The organism is Flavobacterium piscis (assembly GCF_001686925.1).
GTDB lineage: Bacteria > Bacteroidota > Bacteroidia > Flavobacteriales > Flavobacteriaceae > Flavobacterium > Flavobacterium piscis.
In genome coordinates this window covers 303697-319073 of sequence record NZ_LVEN01000042.1, presented here as the reverse complement: position 1 = coordinate 319073, position 15377 = coordinate 303697, and the positions used below count along the sequence as shown (strand labels likewise).

Sequence of the window (15377 nt, the reverse complement as noted above, 5' to 3'; positions counted from 1 at the left end):
TGAATAACACGTAAATTCTAAACGATGAGGTCTGTACAAACTTAGAAAATTAATCCTAAACTCAGTATAGATAGCAAACAATCTGTTTTTTAAAAGCAAAATCCCTTTCATCATAAATGATTAAAGGGATTTTATATTTTTATTTTAAAAGAATAATGAAGCTTAGAAAGTCACAAATTTTACTCCAAGGCTAAACCATCTTGAAGGAAGAGGCACCGCTCCTACTTCATAATAAGTCGCATTAAAGATGTTTTGCGCATCTACATAAACAGTCACTTTTTTGATCGATTGACTTACTCTAAAATCATTTACCCAGTACGATGGTCCGGTTACTCTTTGGCTAAAACGGGTTGCAAATAAAGCGGTAAAATTTTTATGCTGAAAATCTATTGTATTGGTTACCTGATGTTCCAGAGACGAAACCAAATATTTGGCATAAACAGTCGAAATTACATCCTGAAATTTAAAATCCAGATAAGAATATGCCAGATTGATATTCAACTTAGAATCGTTAGAAAAACTGACTCTGTAGTTGCTACGTAAATTAAAACCATTGGTATTCAGATTTCCGTAGTTGTTACTTTGCCACGGCTCTGTTGTTACATTTCTTGTCCAATCGATAAAATTGCTGATCTTTCTAAAGAAATAATTGGCATTAAAACTAAAATCCCTTTTGATGTATTTGAATCCTATTTCACTCTGAAAAGCATTTTCGGTATCCAGATTCGGATTTCCAATATTTCCCGGACGCTGGTTAAGATATAAATCAGTAAACGAAGGAATACGCTGACTTGTACCAATATTTCCGATGATTTTAAAAGCATCTGTAATCGCATAACTTGCATCTAATCCCGGGTAAGCCTGCCATTTATAATCGGAATTATAATTGACATAAGTTCCAAAATTTACATCAAGCTTTTCTATAAAAGTCGTTCTATACTGCAGATAAATTCCGTAATTGTCACGATTATGATCCCCAATATTAGATGAGTGAATATCTTCGCTTCTTACTTCGGCTCCAAAGCCTAATTCTCCTGTCTCCATTTTATACGTAGTATTCACTTCTGCAGCTACTGAGTTGGTATAATGCTGGCTTCTTCCTGCGTTGAGGTTCGAAATTCCGTAATAACGGTAATCATCATAATTGTATCTGTAACTTACTCTAGGCATCAAAGTCCATTTTTCAGACAGCTGATGTTTCGATTGTACCGATGCAAAAGTTGTTTGTACCACTTCGCTTGAGTTTTTATCTCCTGGCGCTGCATAAAATCCGTTTGCTCCAAAGCCATTATTAATGTAACCAAATGAAGTTAAAATTTCGTTGGTATCATTTAACTGGTAATTACCCTGATAAAAGATTTTATTATTTTCGAAAGCTGTGTTATAGCGATATCCGTTGCTTTTATCATGCGAAGCAAAAAGCGAATGTTGCTGCTTTTCTTTGCTTAAAACACCACCAACCTGAATTCCGGTACCATAAAAAGTATCACCCGTATTTTGTGTATCCTTTTCGAAATTCGAACCTGCATAACTATTGACTAAAAATCCGGACTGCGTTGGTTTTTTGGTAATAATATTGATCGCTCCAGTTAAACTATTTACACCATAGGTAAGCGCTGCCGGTCCGCGGATGATTTCGATTCTTTCGATTACCTCAACCGGAATAGGGAGATTAAGCATATTGTGAGCGGTTTGAGAATCTATAACTTTGGCTCCGTTTAAAAGAACCACCGTTTGTTCGAAACTTCCTCCGTCGACACTTACATCAGCCTGACTTCCAAAAGGGCCTCTTTGTCTAAGGTCAACTCCGTTGGCATATTGCAGAATTTCCTGAACAGATCTTCCCGGTAATTTTGCAATTGTAGCCTGATCAATTACGTAAACGTTTCTGTTTTTCTTGGATATAGGTGTACTAAACCTATTTTCATGAATAATTACTTCATCAATATTAATGGTATCTTTTTGCACCTGAGCTTGTAAACTAACACTTAATAGAGTCAGTGCAGCAAAATAAAGTTTTGTCATTTGTTTTAATTTTTTGCAAAAGTAGTATCTTGCCGTACTACTAATGTATACCAGTTTTACAAAAATGGATAGTCCGGTTCAAATTCCTTTTAAAAGTTTCATTCAGCTCAAGCCTGAAGAAACTACCGCTTTGTATTTGCAAATCGTTTTTGAGTTTATAAAAGCAATACAAATTGGGTTGCTTCCTGAAGGCACAAAACTTCCGGGAACCCGCATATTATGTAAAGTATTAGAAGTAAACAGAAATACCCTGATCAAAGCTTTTCAGGATCTCGAATTGCAAGGCTGGATCGAAATTTTGCCCAACAAGGGAACCTTTATATTATCTGAAAAACAACAAAAGAACAAAGCCGATTTTACTGACGAAAGTAAAAATGTATCAAAAGCAAACGAAGGTTTTACTTTTAAACATTCTACAATTCTTGAAAACCCAAAAGAAACCAGCGATTTGCCTTATCAGTTTAATGATGGTTTGCCTGATTTGCGATTGGTACAAAGCGATGTTCTGGCAAGATTGTATGTTTCTAAATTAAAAAACCAAAAAACCACCAAAACCTGGGAACAAATTCAGGCGCAATCGCATTTGAATTTTAAAACCCAGTTTTCTAATTTTTTAAACTTAACAAGAGGAATTCGTATTTCGACCTCGAATTTATTGACTACAAGCAGTCATGAAATTAGTTTGTATCTCGTGACCAAACTACTCATTTCTCCAGGCGATAAAGTGGTGGTGGCTTCTCCGGGATATTATATTTCTAATATGACATTGTCTTACAGTGGTGCACAAATTATTACAATACCCGTTGATAAAGACGGCATCGATACCCAACAGTTAAAACAAATTTGCGAGCAACATCAAATCAGGATTTTGTATTTAACTTCGAATTATCATTATCCAACAACAACTTCATTGAGTGCAAAAAGACGAATGGAAGTTCTGGAACTGGCCAATCGCTACGGATTTGTGATTATTGAAGATGATTACGATTTTGATTTTCATTATGACAATAATCCCGTTCTGCCTCTCGCCGCCTTAGATTCAAACGAAAGAGTGGTTTACATCGGATCGTTTGGAAGATCTTTACCGGCAGGATTTGGTTACGGATTTATCGCTGCACCATCTGCTTTTATAAGAGAACTCGAAAAACATCAAAACATTCTCGAATCCGGAATTGATGTTATCAAGGAACAGGTTTTAACTGATTGGATCAAGGAAGGCGAAGTGCATCGTCTTTCGAAAAAAAACAAAAAAATCTACAAAGAACGCAGGGATAATTTTGTTTTATTATTGAAAGAAAAACTGGAAGGAAAAATCAAATTTCAGGTTCCGTTAAGAGGTTTGGCGATTTGGGTAGAATGGCTGGATCACTTTAATTTGATACAATTGCAGAAACAATGTGCCGCAAATGGATTATTTTTGCCCAAAACAGTTTTATATCAAACCAAAGATCTTACGGCAACCCGTTTAGGTTTTGGAAATTTTGATCAAACGGAAATGGAAAATGCCGTAACTATTTTACGACAGTCTCTTGATGCTATTTTATAAATCTAAGTGTTAGATATTTTTCACGCAGATTTAGCAGATCTGGCAGATTTTTTATAATCTCTTTAATCTGTGGCTTGATTTAAAACATTTTAAAATAAAAACATAACATGGAAATAGACCAAATTCTTGACCTGATCTATCCTCTTCCGGAACTTTCAAAACTAAAACTTCAAAATTGTGTAAAAGAAGTGCGTTTCTCTAAAGGTCATATTTTATTGCGTGCTGATAAAATTGAAACCACTATTTATTTTATTCGAAAGGGAATTGCAAGAGCATATGCCAATCGTGATGATAACGAGGTTACTTTTTGGTTTGGTAAAGAAGGAGATACGGTTTTATCAATGAAAAGTTATGTCGCCAACCAGAAAGGATATGAAGATATTGAACTTCTGGAAGACTGTGATTTATATGAATTAAAGTCTGAAAAACTGCAAAAACTCTTTGAAGAAGATATACACATTGCCAACTGGGGACGAAAATTTGCCGAAAAAGAACTTGTAAAAACCGAAGAACGCCTGATCTCGCGCCAGTTTCGTACTGCTACAGAACGCTATAAAGAATTACTTGCTGATTATCCGCACTTAATTCAGCGTGTACAATTGGGACATATTGCCTCTTACTTAGGAATTTCTCAAGTGAGTTTGAGTAGAATTCGCGCCGAAATAAAATAGTTTCATTTTTTAACAAATGTAAAATTCCCTGCCAATTCCTTTTCTAACCTTTGCAAAAAAAAGATATGAACTGGATTATTTTGATTATTGCCGGCTTATTTGAAGTGGGTTTTACATTGTGTTTAGGAAAAGCAAAAGAAACTACCGGAAACGAAATGTACATGTGGTATACGGGATTTTTAATATCGCTTATTGTAAGTATGGGACTTTTAATGAAAGCGACACAAACTTTACCTATTGGTACCGCATATGCCGTTTGGACAGGTATTGGAGCTGTTGGAACTGTTTTAATTGGCATTCTAGTATTTAAAGATCCTGCTAATTTCTGGCGACTCTTTTTTATTACAACGCTTATTGGTTCAATTATAGGTTTAAAAGCGGTATCTCACTAAAATATATCATTTAGCATATAAGACAAGCGGATTGGTACAAACTAATCCGCATTTTTTTATCTATAATTTTACATTTTCTCTTTAAAATCAGGTATTTCTACGTAGTGTTATAAATGTTAAAAAAACGAATTTTGTTTACCGAATGTGAGAAACCGTAAATAATTCTCAACAAACGATTATAAATTAGCAAAACATTTACTTAAAAATTAAAAAAGATACTCATTATACATTTCAAACCTGAAAAAGAAAACTATGAAAAATCTTTGGTGTTGGCGTTGCAAAATGGAAGTTCCTATGCTTAATGAAGAGGAATATAAAGTAGCCTCTAAACTATATCGAGATGGTTTTCAAACAGGGAAATGTAGTATGACCAGAAAAAAACGATTTAAAGACCTGCTTGACTATTATAAAAATTTAACAGGATTTGAAGAGACCAGTCCTAATGCAATCATGCACCATCGTATCGACTTATACGGTTCTGAATGCGAAAATTGTTCTAAACCGTACAGAACTCCCAAAGCTTCTTTATGTGCTGCTTGCGGCAATAAAAGAGCATCAACCATTATCAATTATGCCGCAACTTTACAAGAGGCCGCACCAAAATGGTGGCAGAAATTCTGGATACTGAATAGGGCTGAGTAACTATTTTTATTACTTTTATAAAAATCATAAAACATGAAGATCAACTATAAAATTCAATTTTTTCTATTAATTATTTGTCTTTTTTTATTGGTCTAGGAATCTTCTCCATATCAAATACAGGACTAAAAACCGGAACAGAACTTTTTTGGCAAATCTCTGCTTTTGTGCCATTTGTAACATCAGCAATTATTTTTGGCATTAACATTTATTCTCAGCGATTTAAAAATTAGATTGCTTACCTCTTCTTGTAAAAGATTTTATCACATTACTTTATATCTAATTTAGATTGTGTTTATAGCAAAAGGAGATTATTTATTCAATGTCAAAAATGCGTTAAAAAACTTTTCTGATAGCAGTTTTTCGACAATAAAAAATACTTTTGTGAGATAGGAAAAACAAAGACTTATCAGCAACCCGAAACACAATAGTATGGATTACGAAAAATTCATCTTCTGCCTCGAAGGTGTTCCAGACGTAGACGACGACAGAGAGACCCTCGTAGTAAAGAACCTGGAAGAAATTGCTATTGATCAGGGTATTGCCAGTATTTATAAAACCTGCGATACAATTGAAGGTCTTGAAGAAAGTTTGAATGTGTTGCTTTACGAAGATCATAATTTTAAAGATTATGAAATCATCTATTTGGTAATGCCAGGTGAAGCCAATACTATTTGCCTGCACGATTACTATTACAGTCTCGAAGAAATAGCTGAACTTTTTGAAGGAAAAATGAAAGGTAAAATCATTCATTTTGCCAATCTAAAGGTTTTGGATTTAAATGACGAAGAAGCTCAATACTTTCTGGACATCACCGGTGCGCGCGCTATTTCAGGTTACGGATCTACTTATAATAAAATTGCCAGTTCCAGCACAATCGACAAAGCCTTTTTTAGTTTGTATCAGGATAATGATGATATTACCGAAGTGGTAGAAGAATTGTATCAAAAACATTATGCTTTGTGCAAATTACTCGATTTTAGATTGTATTATTGAATATGAAGGCAAAAACAATTGAGAAAATAAAAACCTATAGCCCAACAGGATTTCGCGAGAAGTTTCTGGGAGAAGACAATCCTATTCATTTGCTTTTCAAATCAAATTCGGATCATTTTTTCTGTCTTGAAATTGAGGACATGATGCAAATGCAGCATCCTGTTCCACCTTCTAAACATTCTTGTCATACCTTAATTTTTATTTCCTCAGGTCTGCATGTTATGAAATTGGGGTATCAGGAATATACTTCTACCGATAATGAAATCATCGTGATACCGGCTGGACAGATTTTCTCTCTTGAAAATATTAACAATATACACAAAGGCTTTATATGCCAATTTCATCCTGATATTTTAATTGGAAAATACGGCAGCCGTGAAATGATCAATGAATTTGATTTCATGAAAATTTCCGGTAATCCCAAAATCACGCTGGATGTTAACGATGTTACTGATATTACAGCCATTCTTAAGCGACTTCACAAAGAATATTCAGAAACTTCAAGCGCAAATCTCAATATTGTGCAATCGTATTTGATTACATTGTTTTATGAAATGAATAAAAATTCGGTTAAAAGTGCTAAAAGTATTTCTGCTGCTGAAGTGATTACCAATAAGTTTAAAGAGCTTATTTATACCAATATCAAAACACATCATCAGGTCAATTATTATGCTTCTTTACTCAATGTTACTCCAAATCATTTGAATAAATCCGTAAAGGCCATCACAAACAAAACCGCAGCCACATGGATTGATGAAACCATTTTGTTAGAAGCGAAATATTTACTCTTTCAAACCTCTCTTTCTGTAAGCGAAATAGCAATGCAGGTAGGTCATGAAGATCATTCTTACTTTAGTCGGTTTTTTAAAAAATTTGAAGGAATCACTCCTATCCAGTATCGAAAATTGATTGATAAGTCCTAATTATTGCTTGCAGAATCCTATCAAAACGAAAAGCATTTATTGAAATTTGCCAAGTAAAAAAAAAGCAAACTATGATTTATGTTTTTAAGACTTCCGTTGATACAAATTCGAAATTAGAATTCGCAAATGCATTGCTTCAAGAATTACTACCGAATGCTTTTTGGAATTTTGATCTTGAAGATTGTGATAACATTTTAAGAATTGACAGTGAAGAAGAAATAAACGAAATAGTTCTAAAAAATCAAGTTTTCGATTGCATCGAATTAGAATAAACAGCCTTTTTTTAAATTCTTTCAAACCTCAACTTACTATTATGGAGACTGCATTACATCAGAACAAAACCTTTGACACTATTGATTACTCAGATCAAAAACTATCTGATAATGAATTTATAAACTGCGATTTTATCAATTGCAACTTCTCTAAAAGCGATTTCAGTTCTATCGATTTTTTAGATTGTACTTTTAAAAATTGCAATCTTTCGCTTTCTGTTCTTAAAAATACAGGATTAAAAAACATCAAATTTATCGGTTGTAAATTAATGGGACTTGACTTTAGTGCCAGTAATAGCTTTTTGTTTTCGATGTCTTTTCAGGATTGCCTTCTTGATTATTCGACTTTTATTTACAAAAAACTAAAGAAAACATACTTTATAGATTGCTCGATAAAAGATGTCGATTTCTCAAATACTGATTTGTCTTTAGTTGTATTTAAAAATTGTGATCTTGCCAATGCTACTTTCCAGGATTGTATTTTAGAAAAAACCGATTTTAGAAGTTCACGAAATTATGCATTTGATCCCTCTGAAAACAAAATAAAAAGTACCAAAGTATCTCATGCCGCACTTGCCGGATTATTAGAAAAATTTGATCTGGATATTGAATAATTTAAAAGTTTACAGTCACAGTTTTTAGTCTCAGATTTCCGTTGAGATTTAAACCTTTTGACCCAATTGATTTTAAATCAAAAAAGGGATATAGCCTAAAGCTACATCCCTTTTTTCTAACTAACACTTAAAAATGAACTATTTTATCCAACGAGGGTCACCCACTCCGTTGTCTTTTAATGTTTGATTACTTATTGTAAAATCGCCTCCTGTAGCATTTGCAAACTGCGGGTTTAATGCACTTCCTGAAGAATCAGATTTTAATGCTCCTGTAGGATTTGCCAAATTTAAAGTAAGAGCATTAAAGTAATTATTATTCGAAAATGCAGGAGCGTTTGTAGCTGTCTGATTAATATATCTTGCGATTGTTTCAGCAAATATCGAATTACGAACAATTGTTGAATTATTCAAAAATCGAACATATAGTATTTGATATCCACCTGCTGAAATTGTATTTGTAACTTTATAGAATGTACAACCATCAATTAATATATTTGCTGTAAGACCTGTACCAAATGCTGTTGTTTGATCTTCTCTTATAAAGGCTCTTCCTGGAACACAATTATTAAATGTGCTTTTTGTTATAACAATACTTGCAAAATAAGCTGCTCTCGAATCAATAAACTCTCCAGTAGCGCCTGAACCGAAATCAGTAACAACACAATTATCTATTGTAATTGATTCAACTCTTGCAGCGATACCTGTTGGTGCAATAACAAATGATCCTAGATAATTATCAACGATACAACCGCTAACTATGATTTTACCATATGTACCGGCTTGATTAATTTTTACAAGATCTCCCTGGGTTTTTTCTCCATCTAAATCCAGATCAATTAAACTTAGATTAGAAGCGCTACTACTTAACGTAAATCTAACAGATAACTTTGGTTTATCACCCGCACGTAATCCTCTTATTGTAATTCCCTTATCTAATATAATTTCACCTTTAAACACCTGATAATCGCCAGGCATAAGCACTAATGTAGAACCTGCAGGAGCAGCAAGAATAGCAGCATTTAAATCATCGGTAGGTTTTACTAAAATTCCGGTTCCAATATCTATTCCGGTTTTAAACGTCCTAACTCCTCTTGTTTTAGTTCCATTAAGTAAAGTTGCTGTATAATCTGTTTCACTTATAAGACCTGACACTAAAGCAACTCCTGCTATTTTTTCTTCTGCTGTTACAGCATGTACAATATTGCCTGGATTGATAGAAATTTGTGTTACAGTACTATTTGGAGTCCATCTTAATGTAACCTGCTTTGCCTCAACATCAGCATCGGCAACAGGTAATAAAATTTGCTCTGTCAATGTTGTAGCTGTTGTAACAGACCATTTAGAATCTGCTAATCCATTCCCGCTTACTGCTTTTACTCTGATAGAATAAACAGTTTCACCTTCTAACTGAATTTGTACAGGAAGTTCCGTAGGTGATACTTTAACCGTTTTATAAATTGTTTCAAAATTAGCATCGTCTGCACTAAATTCTACTACATAATAGCTTGCCACTTCCTCTTCTTTCACAGTCCAATTTAATTCGACTGTAGTTTGATTTCTAATTTTTGTAGTTAGTCCAATTGGAGAAAATTCTCTGCTTGCTCCTATATCGTCCGATACTGCTTCATTGTAACTCTCACAGCTGGAAAAGACAAGCAACATTAGCAACGTGGCCAGTAATCCTTTTAATATATATTTTGTTTTCATAATAAGTTATACTTCATTATTAATATTTTATTCGCAAAACGCTTATACTCTAATAATTGACTAATTGTCCGTTACTCGTATTGATAAGTGATTGCCATATTGGCCAATATTGTCTTGTATCAGGATCAACTCCCAATTTATATAGTGAATTTATCTTATCATCTTTCAAAATATTCCAGGCGCTTGCTCCTTTGCTATCCACCAAAAGACTATAATCACCTCCAGGATTTTGATTTTCTCCTTTATTTAAGCCATACACAATTAGTGTTTCATTATCTTCTTTATATTTATAATATAGATCAGTCGGTACAGCTGCATATTCTCCACTTCGTTGCTGTAATTTGAACATTTTTTCTTTAGCCAGATCCAAATTCGTTTTCAATAAATTCCATCGGATAAGTTGTTGCTTACGTTCCATTTCTCCAGTAAACTCATATTTGTTCTCATCAACAATAGCCTGAAACATTGCTTCTTTCCCGCTAAATGAATCTACATAAGCATCCACTTTTTGTGGCTGATCAGCAGCAGCAAATGCTCTTCTTCGCACTTGCTTTAAATATGGTGCTGCTGCACCTGGTCCTTCTAATTCATTTGCAGTTTCAGCAGCAATTAAAAGCACTTCAGCATAACGCATATATACTTTATTTATACCGTCATCATCTTTATTATTAAGAATACGATTCATCCACTCAATACGATATTTTCCAAAAAACCATTTATTCATAACTCCTAACTCTTGCTGAGCTTTTCCATTAACTAATTTTCCCCAACTATAAGGCACACAAGTAACATCTCTGCGTGTATCTGCCTGATCATAGTCATAAAAAACAGTTGGTAAAGGTCCAGCCGTACCTCCTATACTAGTTCCTCCAGTCTGGTATTGATCTACATTATTATGCAGAACAGCAAAACTAATTAACATTTTTCCTCTACCAGCACCAAATGGTATTTCCCAAAGAGATTCTCCTCCGGCACTTAAAACTTCTTTATTTACATTTTTCCAAAATGATTCGAACGAAGGGTTTAGATTCGCTTTTCCACTTGCTATTACTGAACGGGTTTCATCGAGTGCCAATTTATACATATTCGCTACTGAAAGATCAGGATCAGTACTTCTTCTAACACCATCCTTATATTGCTGGTATCCGCTTGCAGCTAATGCTAAACGTGCACGAAATCCTTTTACAAAAGCTTTGTTAATTCCCTCGACGGTACTGGTAGCAGCACTCTCATTAGGCCATGGCACTAAAGTAGCTGCCTCACCCAAATCTGCAATAATTTGTTTATAAATTATATCACGATTTGATCTTGGCAAGTATAATGTTTGTGAATTAACCGGCTCAAAACGAGCTGGGACATCACCATGTTGCTTTATTAAATCAGAGTAAAAAATGGCTCGCAAAGTTAATGCTTCTCCTAAAAGGTATCCTAATTCAGAACCCGCCACAGGATTACCATAAGTGCGAAGTCCGCGAATACAAAGATTAGCACGTTCAATTCCTCTGTACATTGATGTCCATGGATTTCCTCCACCTCCACCAGCTGTTTCAATAAGATCCATTTGCGAATTATTAGATTTTGCATCATAATTAGTCAAATCCGGCTTATCATTAGAAGTAGTTTCTCCTGAATTGTACCATTCTGTATCTGTATTTAATCCATAAAAAGGCAAAAAACGTCCTCTGTATGAATTAGTGTCTCCAAATGAGATTTTAATTCCATTTACAGCATCTTTGGCTAATCCTGGAGTCGAAAAAATTAATGCTTCGTCTAATGTTGATTGTGCCGGAGCTTCTAGATAATCCTCTTGGCAAGAAGTAAAAAGACCTGCTATTATTAATCCTGCTATTATTATTTTATGTTTCATCTCGATACGTTTTAAATTAAAAATTAAGGTTTAGACCAAAAACAAATTGTCTGCTTCTTGGATATGCTGAATAATCAACACCAGGGGTTAGAGGAGTAGCTGTTCTTGTTGAAACCTCAGGATCAGGACCGGAATAATTTGTAATAGTAAAAACATTACTTGCAGTACCATAAAATCTCAATTTTGAAATTCCCAATGCAGATGTAAACGATTTTGGAGTGGTATAGCCTAAAGTCAAGGTATTAAGTCTTAAAAAAGAGCCATCTTCCATTGCCCAGTCACTAATAACATAATTTCTCATGTATGGAGACCACATTGTTGTATTTGCATTAAGAGCAGTTAAAGCAGCAGGATCTGTAACTAACTGACCTGTAGAAATATCAATATTAGTCCATCTTTGACCGTCGGCCATCTCAGAACTTAGATTTCTATATTGTCCATTTGGAGTAGATGTTGCAAACTCAACTTTATTGGCATTATAAACATCAAAACCAACGCTAAAGTTAAAAGCTGCAGATAAGTCAAAACCATACGCATTAGCATTTAATACAAAACCTCCAGAATATTTTGGATTCGAATTTCCAATTACTGTTTGATCTTTATTATCCACTATGCCGTCACCATTTAAATCTTTTAGCTTCATATAACCAGGTTGTACAGCACCAACAACTGTTGACGCATTTGCAACACCGGTTTTCAACACATATTTACCTCCAACATAATCAAAGTCTGAAACTTCATAACGTCCATCGCTTTTATATCCATACATCATACCAATTGGCGATCCTACACTTACAGAATAATCATTACCTATTCCGGAAACCCATGCGCTCGCAGCTCCAAAGTCGCTCATAGTACCAAGAGAGTTAATACGATTTTTATTTACTGCCATGTTAAATGAAAAATTTAAGCCATAATCTACTTTTTGAATGACTGCCACATTCAAAGTAGCCTCGAAACCAGTATTCTGAGTTTCTCCCATATTTCTATACTGAGTAGAATAACCTGTTCCGCTCACCGGAAAATTTATCAAAAGATCCTGAGTTAAGTTTTTATACATTTCAAAAGAACCATTAATACGTCCTTTAAAAAAATCAAAATCTAAACCTAAGTTTTGTGTAATTGTAGTTTCCCATTTTAGATCGGGATTTGCCAATACAACAGATGGCGCCCAATAGTTACCCATATTATTTATCCATGTACTATTACCCGGAACATAACTTTGAACAGTCTGACCTGTTGGGATATTATTATTTCCTGATTCACCATAACTTAACCTTAACTTAAGCGCATTAATCCATGTAATTTCTTTCATGAAACTTTCTTCTGAAATCTTCCATGCTGCTGCTGTAGCCGGGAAAAACCCCCATTTATTGCTTCCTAAAAATTTACTGGAACCATCTGCACGATAAGTAGCAGTAAAGAGATAACGATCTTTATAATCATAATTTACACGTCCAAAGAAAGAAAGCAACTTATCATCCGGAAAGTAAAAATTATCTACTATTCGGGGTGATCCTTGTGAAGTAAGAGGTATAGACTGATCTAAATTAAAGAAATTAGGTAACCCTTCGATTGTAGAAGAAACATCAGTTCTGCGATAATCAATCATCTCTTCTCCAAGAAGAACTTTTAGATTATGATTCTTTCCAATAAATTTTTTAAGATCATAATTAAGAGTGTTCGCATTTCTAAAACGATAATCTTTACGATCTGTCATTAAAAGCGATGGGGAACCTCTGTGTTCTATACTAGGAGTGTTACGTGCGTAAAAAGTAGAACGCCCGTAAAACCGATAATCCAGAACATTATAATTATCTAGCCCTAATTCTGTTTTAAACACAAGTTTGTCTGCCAGTTTCCAAGAAAAACTACCTAACATATTGAAATTTTTTCTTAATTGTTGACGATCTGTATCTGCCACAGCAACAAAAGGATAAACCAAATAACTAGAACTAGCTTCGTCTGTATCGTCTGTAGTTAAGCCCGGCATTGTTATTGGTGAATATCCCACTGCATGCTTCATACGTGAATCAGCGGGATTTCCTTTTTGCTCGTTGCTTCCTCCGCCATTTATCTCTGTATCAGAATAACGCATAGTAAACGAAAGATCAATTTTATTACTTGCTTTACTATTTAAAGAAAGTGCTAAGTTGTTTCTTTTAAAATCAGAACCTACCATAATACCCTTTTCGTCATAGTTAGCGTAATTAAAACTGTAATTAATTTTATCTGATCCGCCACGTATTCCTAAATCACGACTCTGAACTTCTCCTGTACGGCCGAACACTTGCTTTTGCCAGTTATTTCCTTTTACTCCTTTGTACAAGTCATAATCCTGCCAGTTTCCAAAATATTGCTCGTAAGAATCAGTTTTGCCCTTTGCCAGAAGAGCATATTCGTATTGCCATTTTACAAAATCTTCAGGCTGTAGAACATCTATCTCTTTGGCCATTTTTTTCATGCCATAGAACATGTTAAAACTTACAGCAATTTTTCCGTCTTTACCTTTTTTGGTAGTTACGATGATAACACCATTAGCACCTCTGGACCCGTAAATTGCAGTCGAAGAAGCATCTTTCAGGACAGTCATATTTTCTATATCCGAAGATGAAATATCATTTAAACTATTAACCGGAAAACCATCCACGATAATAAGAGGAGAACTGTCTTGTGTTAATGACCCGCCACCACGAACTCTAATTTTAATATCTGCGTCAGGAGAACCTTCAGAAGAAGTTACATTTACACCCGCTATACGGCCGGTTAAGGCTTCAGCAACGCTGGCAACTGGAACCTTTTTCAAGTCATTCCCCGAAAAAGTAGAAACTGCTCCGGTTAAATCTGATTTTTTTACCGTTCCGTATCCAATAACGACAACTTCATTTAATTCGTTAGATTCCTCAGCTAACACAATATCTAGTTTAGTTTTTCCTGCAACAGCAGTTTCTTTGGTTTTAAAACCAATAAAAGAATACGTTAGAATAGCAGTTTTGGGATTTGAAAGTTTTATTTTATAGTGCCCGTCAAAATCTGTAGAGACACCATTTTTTGTTCCTTTTTCTAATACATTAACACCGGGTAAAGTTAATCCTGCAGCATCTCTTACTGTTCCTTCAAGTATTACCGACTGAGCATTCATACGGTTGCTTGTGAGTAAACACAATAAGAAAACAACTGCAAAGCAACAATTAGTTCCTTTGTTAAATAAATCTTTAAAATTCATGGTCGATTGTTTAAGTTATTAATAGTTTATTGTTTTTAGTGGTTTTTTTTGTATTTGTAATCTTTTAAACTTTTTGATCTTTAAAGGCTATTAATACTTGGGAATAATATCAATTTTTATTTTATAAATAGCCGTTTTTTAGTAAAGTAACACGAAGTTGTAATCGATTACACAAACATAAATATTTTTTTTATATAAAAAGTTAAAATTCATAATAATTTCCTAAAAAAAATATTACATTAAAAATAAAAGCACTTTTTTATACGACTTATGTAATTTTATGCAACTAAAAATATGAATTGTATTATTGTTTTGTTCAGGTTTATTGTTATATTACAGAAAAAACAATCGATTACATCGATAATGATTGAAAATTTATTAATGATTAAATTAAGACTGTAAATATTCGTAAAAAGATAGTCTAAAGAAAAAAGGAACTCTGATAATAGACTTCATTTATAAAAAAATTGGTTAAGAAGAGCCAATTAATTTAAAGCAA

13 protein-coding genes are annotated in these 15377 nt (G+C 34.0%); 8 read left to right on the top strand and 5 right to left on the bottom strand.

The genetic code is table 11. The annotated features are described in order from the left end of the window. Positions 1-162 precede the first annotated feature (162 nt). Positions 163-2025 carry a TonB-dependent receptor plug domain-containing protein gene (locus FLP_RS18805; protein ID WP_065451026.1) on the bottom strand — a complete coding sequence of 621 codons (1863 nt, stop codon included), beginning with the start codon at positions 2023-2025 and terminating at the stop codon, positions 163-165. A 43-nt stretch (positions 2026-2068) separates the two neighbouring features. Between FLP_RS18805 and FLP_RS18800 the strand changes: the two genes are divergently transcribed. The 4 genes from FLP_RS18800 to FLP_RS18785 all read left to right on the top strand — a co-directional run bounded on the left by FLP_RS18800 (position 2069) and on the right by FLP_RS18785 (position 5276). Further along, positions 2069-3571, top strand: a complete 1503-nt coding sequence (locus tag FLP_RS18800; protein WP_243397552.1) for an aminotransferase-like domain-containing protein — start codon at positions 2069-2071, stop codon at positions 3569-3571. 107 nt (positions 3572-3678) lie between these two features. Further along, complete coding sequence (locus FLP_RS18795; RefSeq protein WP_065451025.1) at positions 3679-4242, top strand: Crp/Fnr family transcriptional regulator; 564 nt, start codon at positions 3679-3681, stop codon at positions 4240-4242. Between the two features lie 65 nt (positions 4243-4307). Next, complete coding sequence (locus FLP_RS18790) at positions 4308-4634, top strand: DMT family transporter (RefSeq protein ID WP_065451024.1); 327 nt, start codon at positions 4308-4310, stop codon at positions 4632-4634. Positions 4635-4928: 294 nt separating this feature from the next. Beyond that, a complete protein-coding gene (locus FLP_RS18785; protein WP_207797824.1) occupies positions 4929-5276 on the top strand; it encodes a hypothetical protein in 348 nt (115 codons plus the stop codon). 70 nt (positions 5277-5346) lie between these two features. Here FLP_RS18785 and FLP_RS25855 read toward each other — a convergent pair whose 3' ends face one another. After that, positions 5347-5475: a hypothetical protein gene (locus tag FLP_RS25855; RefSeq protein ID WP_262496246.1), complete on the bottom strand. Its 129-nt coding sequence runs from the start codon at positions 5473-5475 to the stop codon at positions 5347-5349. 230 nt (positions 5476-5705) lie between these two features. Here FLP_RS25855 and FLP_RS18780 point away from each other — a divergent pair, with 230 nt between their 5' ends. From FLP_RS18780 to FLP_RS18765, 4 genes are all read left to right on the top strand, one after another. Beyond that, a complete protein-coding gene (locus FLP_RS18780; protein ID WP_065451022.1) occupies positions 5706-6269 on the top strand; it encodes a DUF6642 family protein in 564 nt (187 codons plus the stop codon). Positions 6270-6271: 2 nt separating this feature from the next. Next, entirely contained in the window at positions 6272-7192 is a 921-nt protein-coding gene (locus FLP_RS18775) for a helix-turn-helix domain-containing protein (protein WP_065451021.1), read from the top strand. A gap of 71 nt (positions 7193-7263) precedes the next feature. After that, complete coding sequence (locus FLP_RS18770) at positions 7264-7464, top strand: hypothetical protein (RefSeq protein ID WP_065451020.1); 201 nt, start codon at positions 7264-7266, stop codon at positions 7462-7464. A 41-nt stretch (positions 7465-7505) separates the two neighbouring features. Next, the gene (locus tag FLP_RS18765) at positions 7506-8078 is read left to right on the top strand and encodes a pentapeptide repeat-containing protein (RefSeq protein ID WP_065451019.1); all 573 of its coding nucleotides are present in this window, start codon (positions 7506-7508) and stop codon (positions 8076-8078) included. Positions 8079-8216: 138 nt separating this feature from the next. Here FLP_RS18765 and FLP_RS18760 read toward each other — a convergent pair whose 3' ends face one another. From FLP_RS18760 to FLP_RS18750, 3 genes are read right to left on the bottom strand one after another with little or no spacing between them, the layout of a single operon-like run. After that, positions 8217-9785 (bottom strand): DUF5123 domain-containing protein, encoded by a 1569-nt coding sequence (locus FLP_RS18760; RefSeq protein ID WP_065451018.1) that lies wholly within the window; start codon positions 9783-9785, stop codon positions 8217-8219. Between the two features lie 49 nt (positions 9786-9834). Continuing rightward, a complete protein-coding gene (locus FLP_RS18755) occupies positions 9835-11652 on the bottom strand; it encodes a RagB/SusD family nutrient uptake outer membrane protein (protein WP_065451017.1) in 1818 nt (605 codons plus the stop codon). A gap of 16 nt (positions 11653-11668) precedes the next feature. Next, positions 11669-14878: a SusC/RagA family TonB-linked outer membrane protein gene (locus FLP_RS18750; protein WP_065451016.1), complete on the bottom strand. Its 3210-nt coding sequence runs from the start codon at positions 14876-14878 to the stop codon at positions 11669-11671. Between the last annotated feature and the right edge of the window lie 499 nt (positions 14879-15377).

What these genes read in the sequence shown, in the direction of transcription:
- FLP_RS18805 (WP_065451026.1), bottom strand. Translation starts at nt 2,025, where the DNA reads ATGACAAAACTTTATTTTGCTGCACTGACTCTATTAAGTGTTAGTTTA.
- FLP_RS18800 (WP_243397552.1), top strand. Translation starts at nt 2,069, where the DNA reads ATGTATACCAGTTTTACAAAAATGGATAGTCCGGTTCAAATTCCTTTT.
- FLP_RS18795 (WP_065451025.1), top strand. Translation starts at nt 3,679, where the DNA reads ATGGAAATAGACCAAATTCTTGACCTGATCTATCCTCTTCCGGAACTT.
- FLP_RS18790 (WP_065451024.1), top strand. Translation starts at nt 4,308, where the DNA reads ATGAACTGGATTATTTTGATTATTGCCGGCTTATTTGAAGTGGGTTTT.
- FLP_RS18785 (WP_207797824.1), top strand. Translation starts at nt 4,929, where the DNA reads ATGCTTAATGAAGAGGAATATAAAGTAGCCTCTAAACTATATCGAGAT.
- FLP_RS25855 (WP_262496246.1), bottom strand. Translation starts at nt 5,475, where the DNA reads ATGCCAAAAATAATTGCTGATGTTACAAATGGCACAAAAGCAGAGATT.
- FLP_RS18780 (WP_065451022.1), top strand. Translation starts at nt 5,706, where the DNA reads ATGGATTACGAAAAATTCATCTTCTGCCTCGAAGGTGTTCCAGACGTA.
- FLP_RS18775 (WP_065451021.1), top strand. Translation starts at nt 6,272, where the DNA reads ATGAAGGCAAAAACAATTGAGAAAATAAAAACCTATAGCCCAACAGGA.
- FLP_RS18770 (WP_065451020.1), top strand. Translation starts at nt 7,264, where the DNA reads ATGATTTATGTTTTTAAGACTTCCGTTGATACAAATTCGAAATTAGAA.
- FLP_RS18765 (WP_065451019.1), top strand. Translation starts at nt 7,506, where the DNA reads ATGGAGACTGCATTACATCAGAACAAAACCTTTGACACTATTGATTAC.
- FLP_RS18760 (WP_065451018.1), bottom strand. Translation starts at nt 9,785, where the DNA reads ATGAAAACAAAATATATATTAAAAGGATTACTGGCCACGTTGCTAATG.
- FLP_RS18755 (WP_065451017.1), bottom strand. Translation starts at nt 11,652, where the DNA reads ATGAAACATAAAATAATAATAGCAGGATTAATAATAGCAGGTCTTTTT.
- FLP_RS18750 (WP_065451016.1), bottom strand. Translation starts at nt 14,878, where the DNA reads ATGAATTTTAAAGATTTATTTAACAAAGGAACTAATTGTTGCTTTGCA.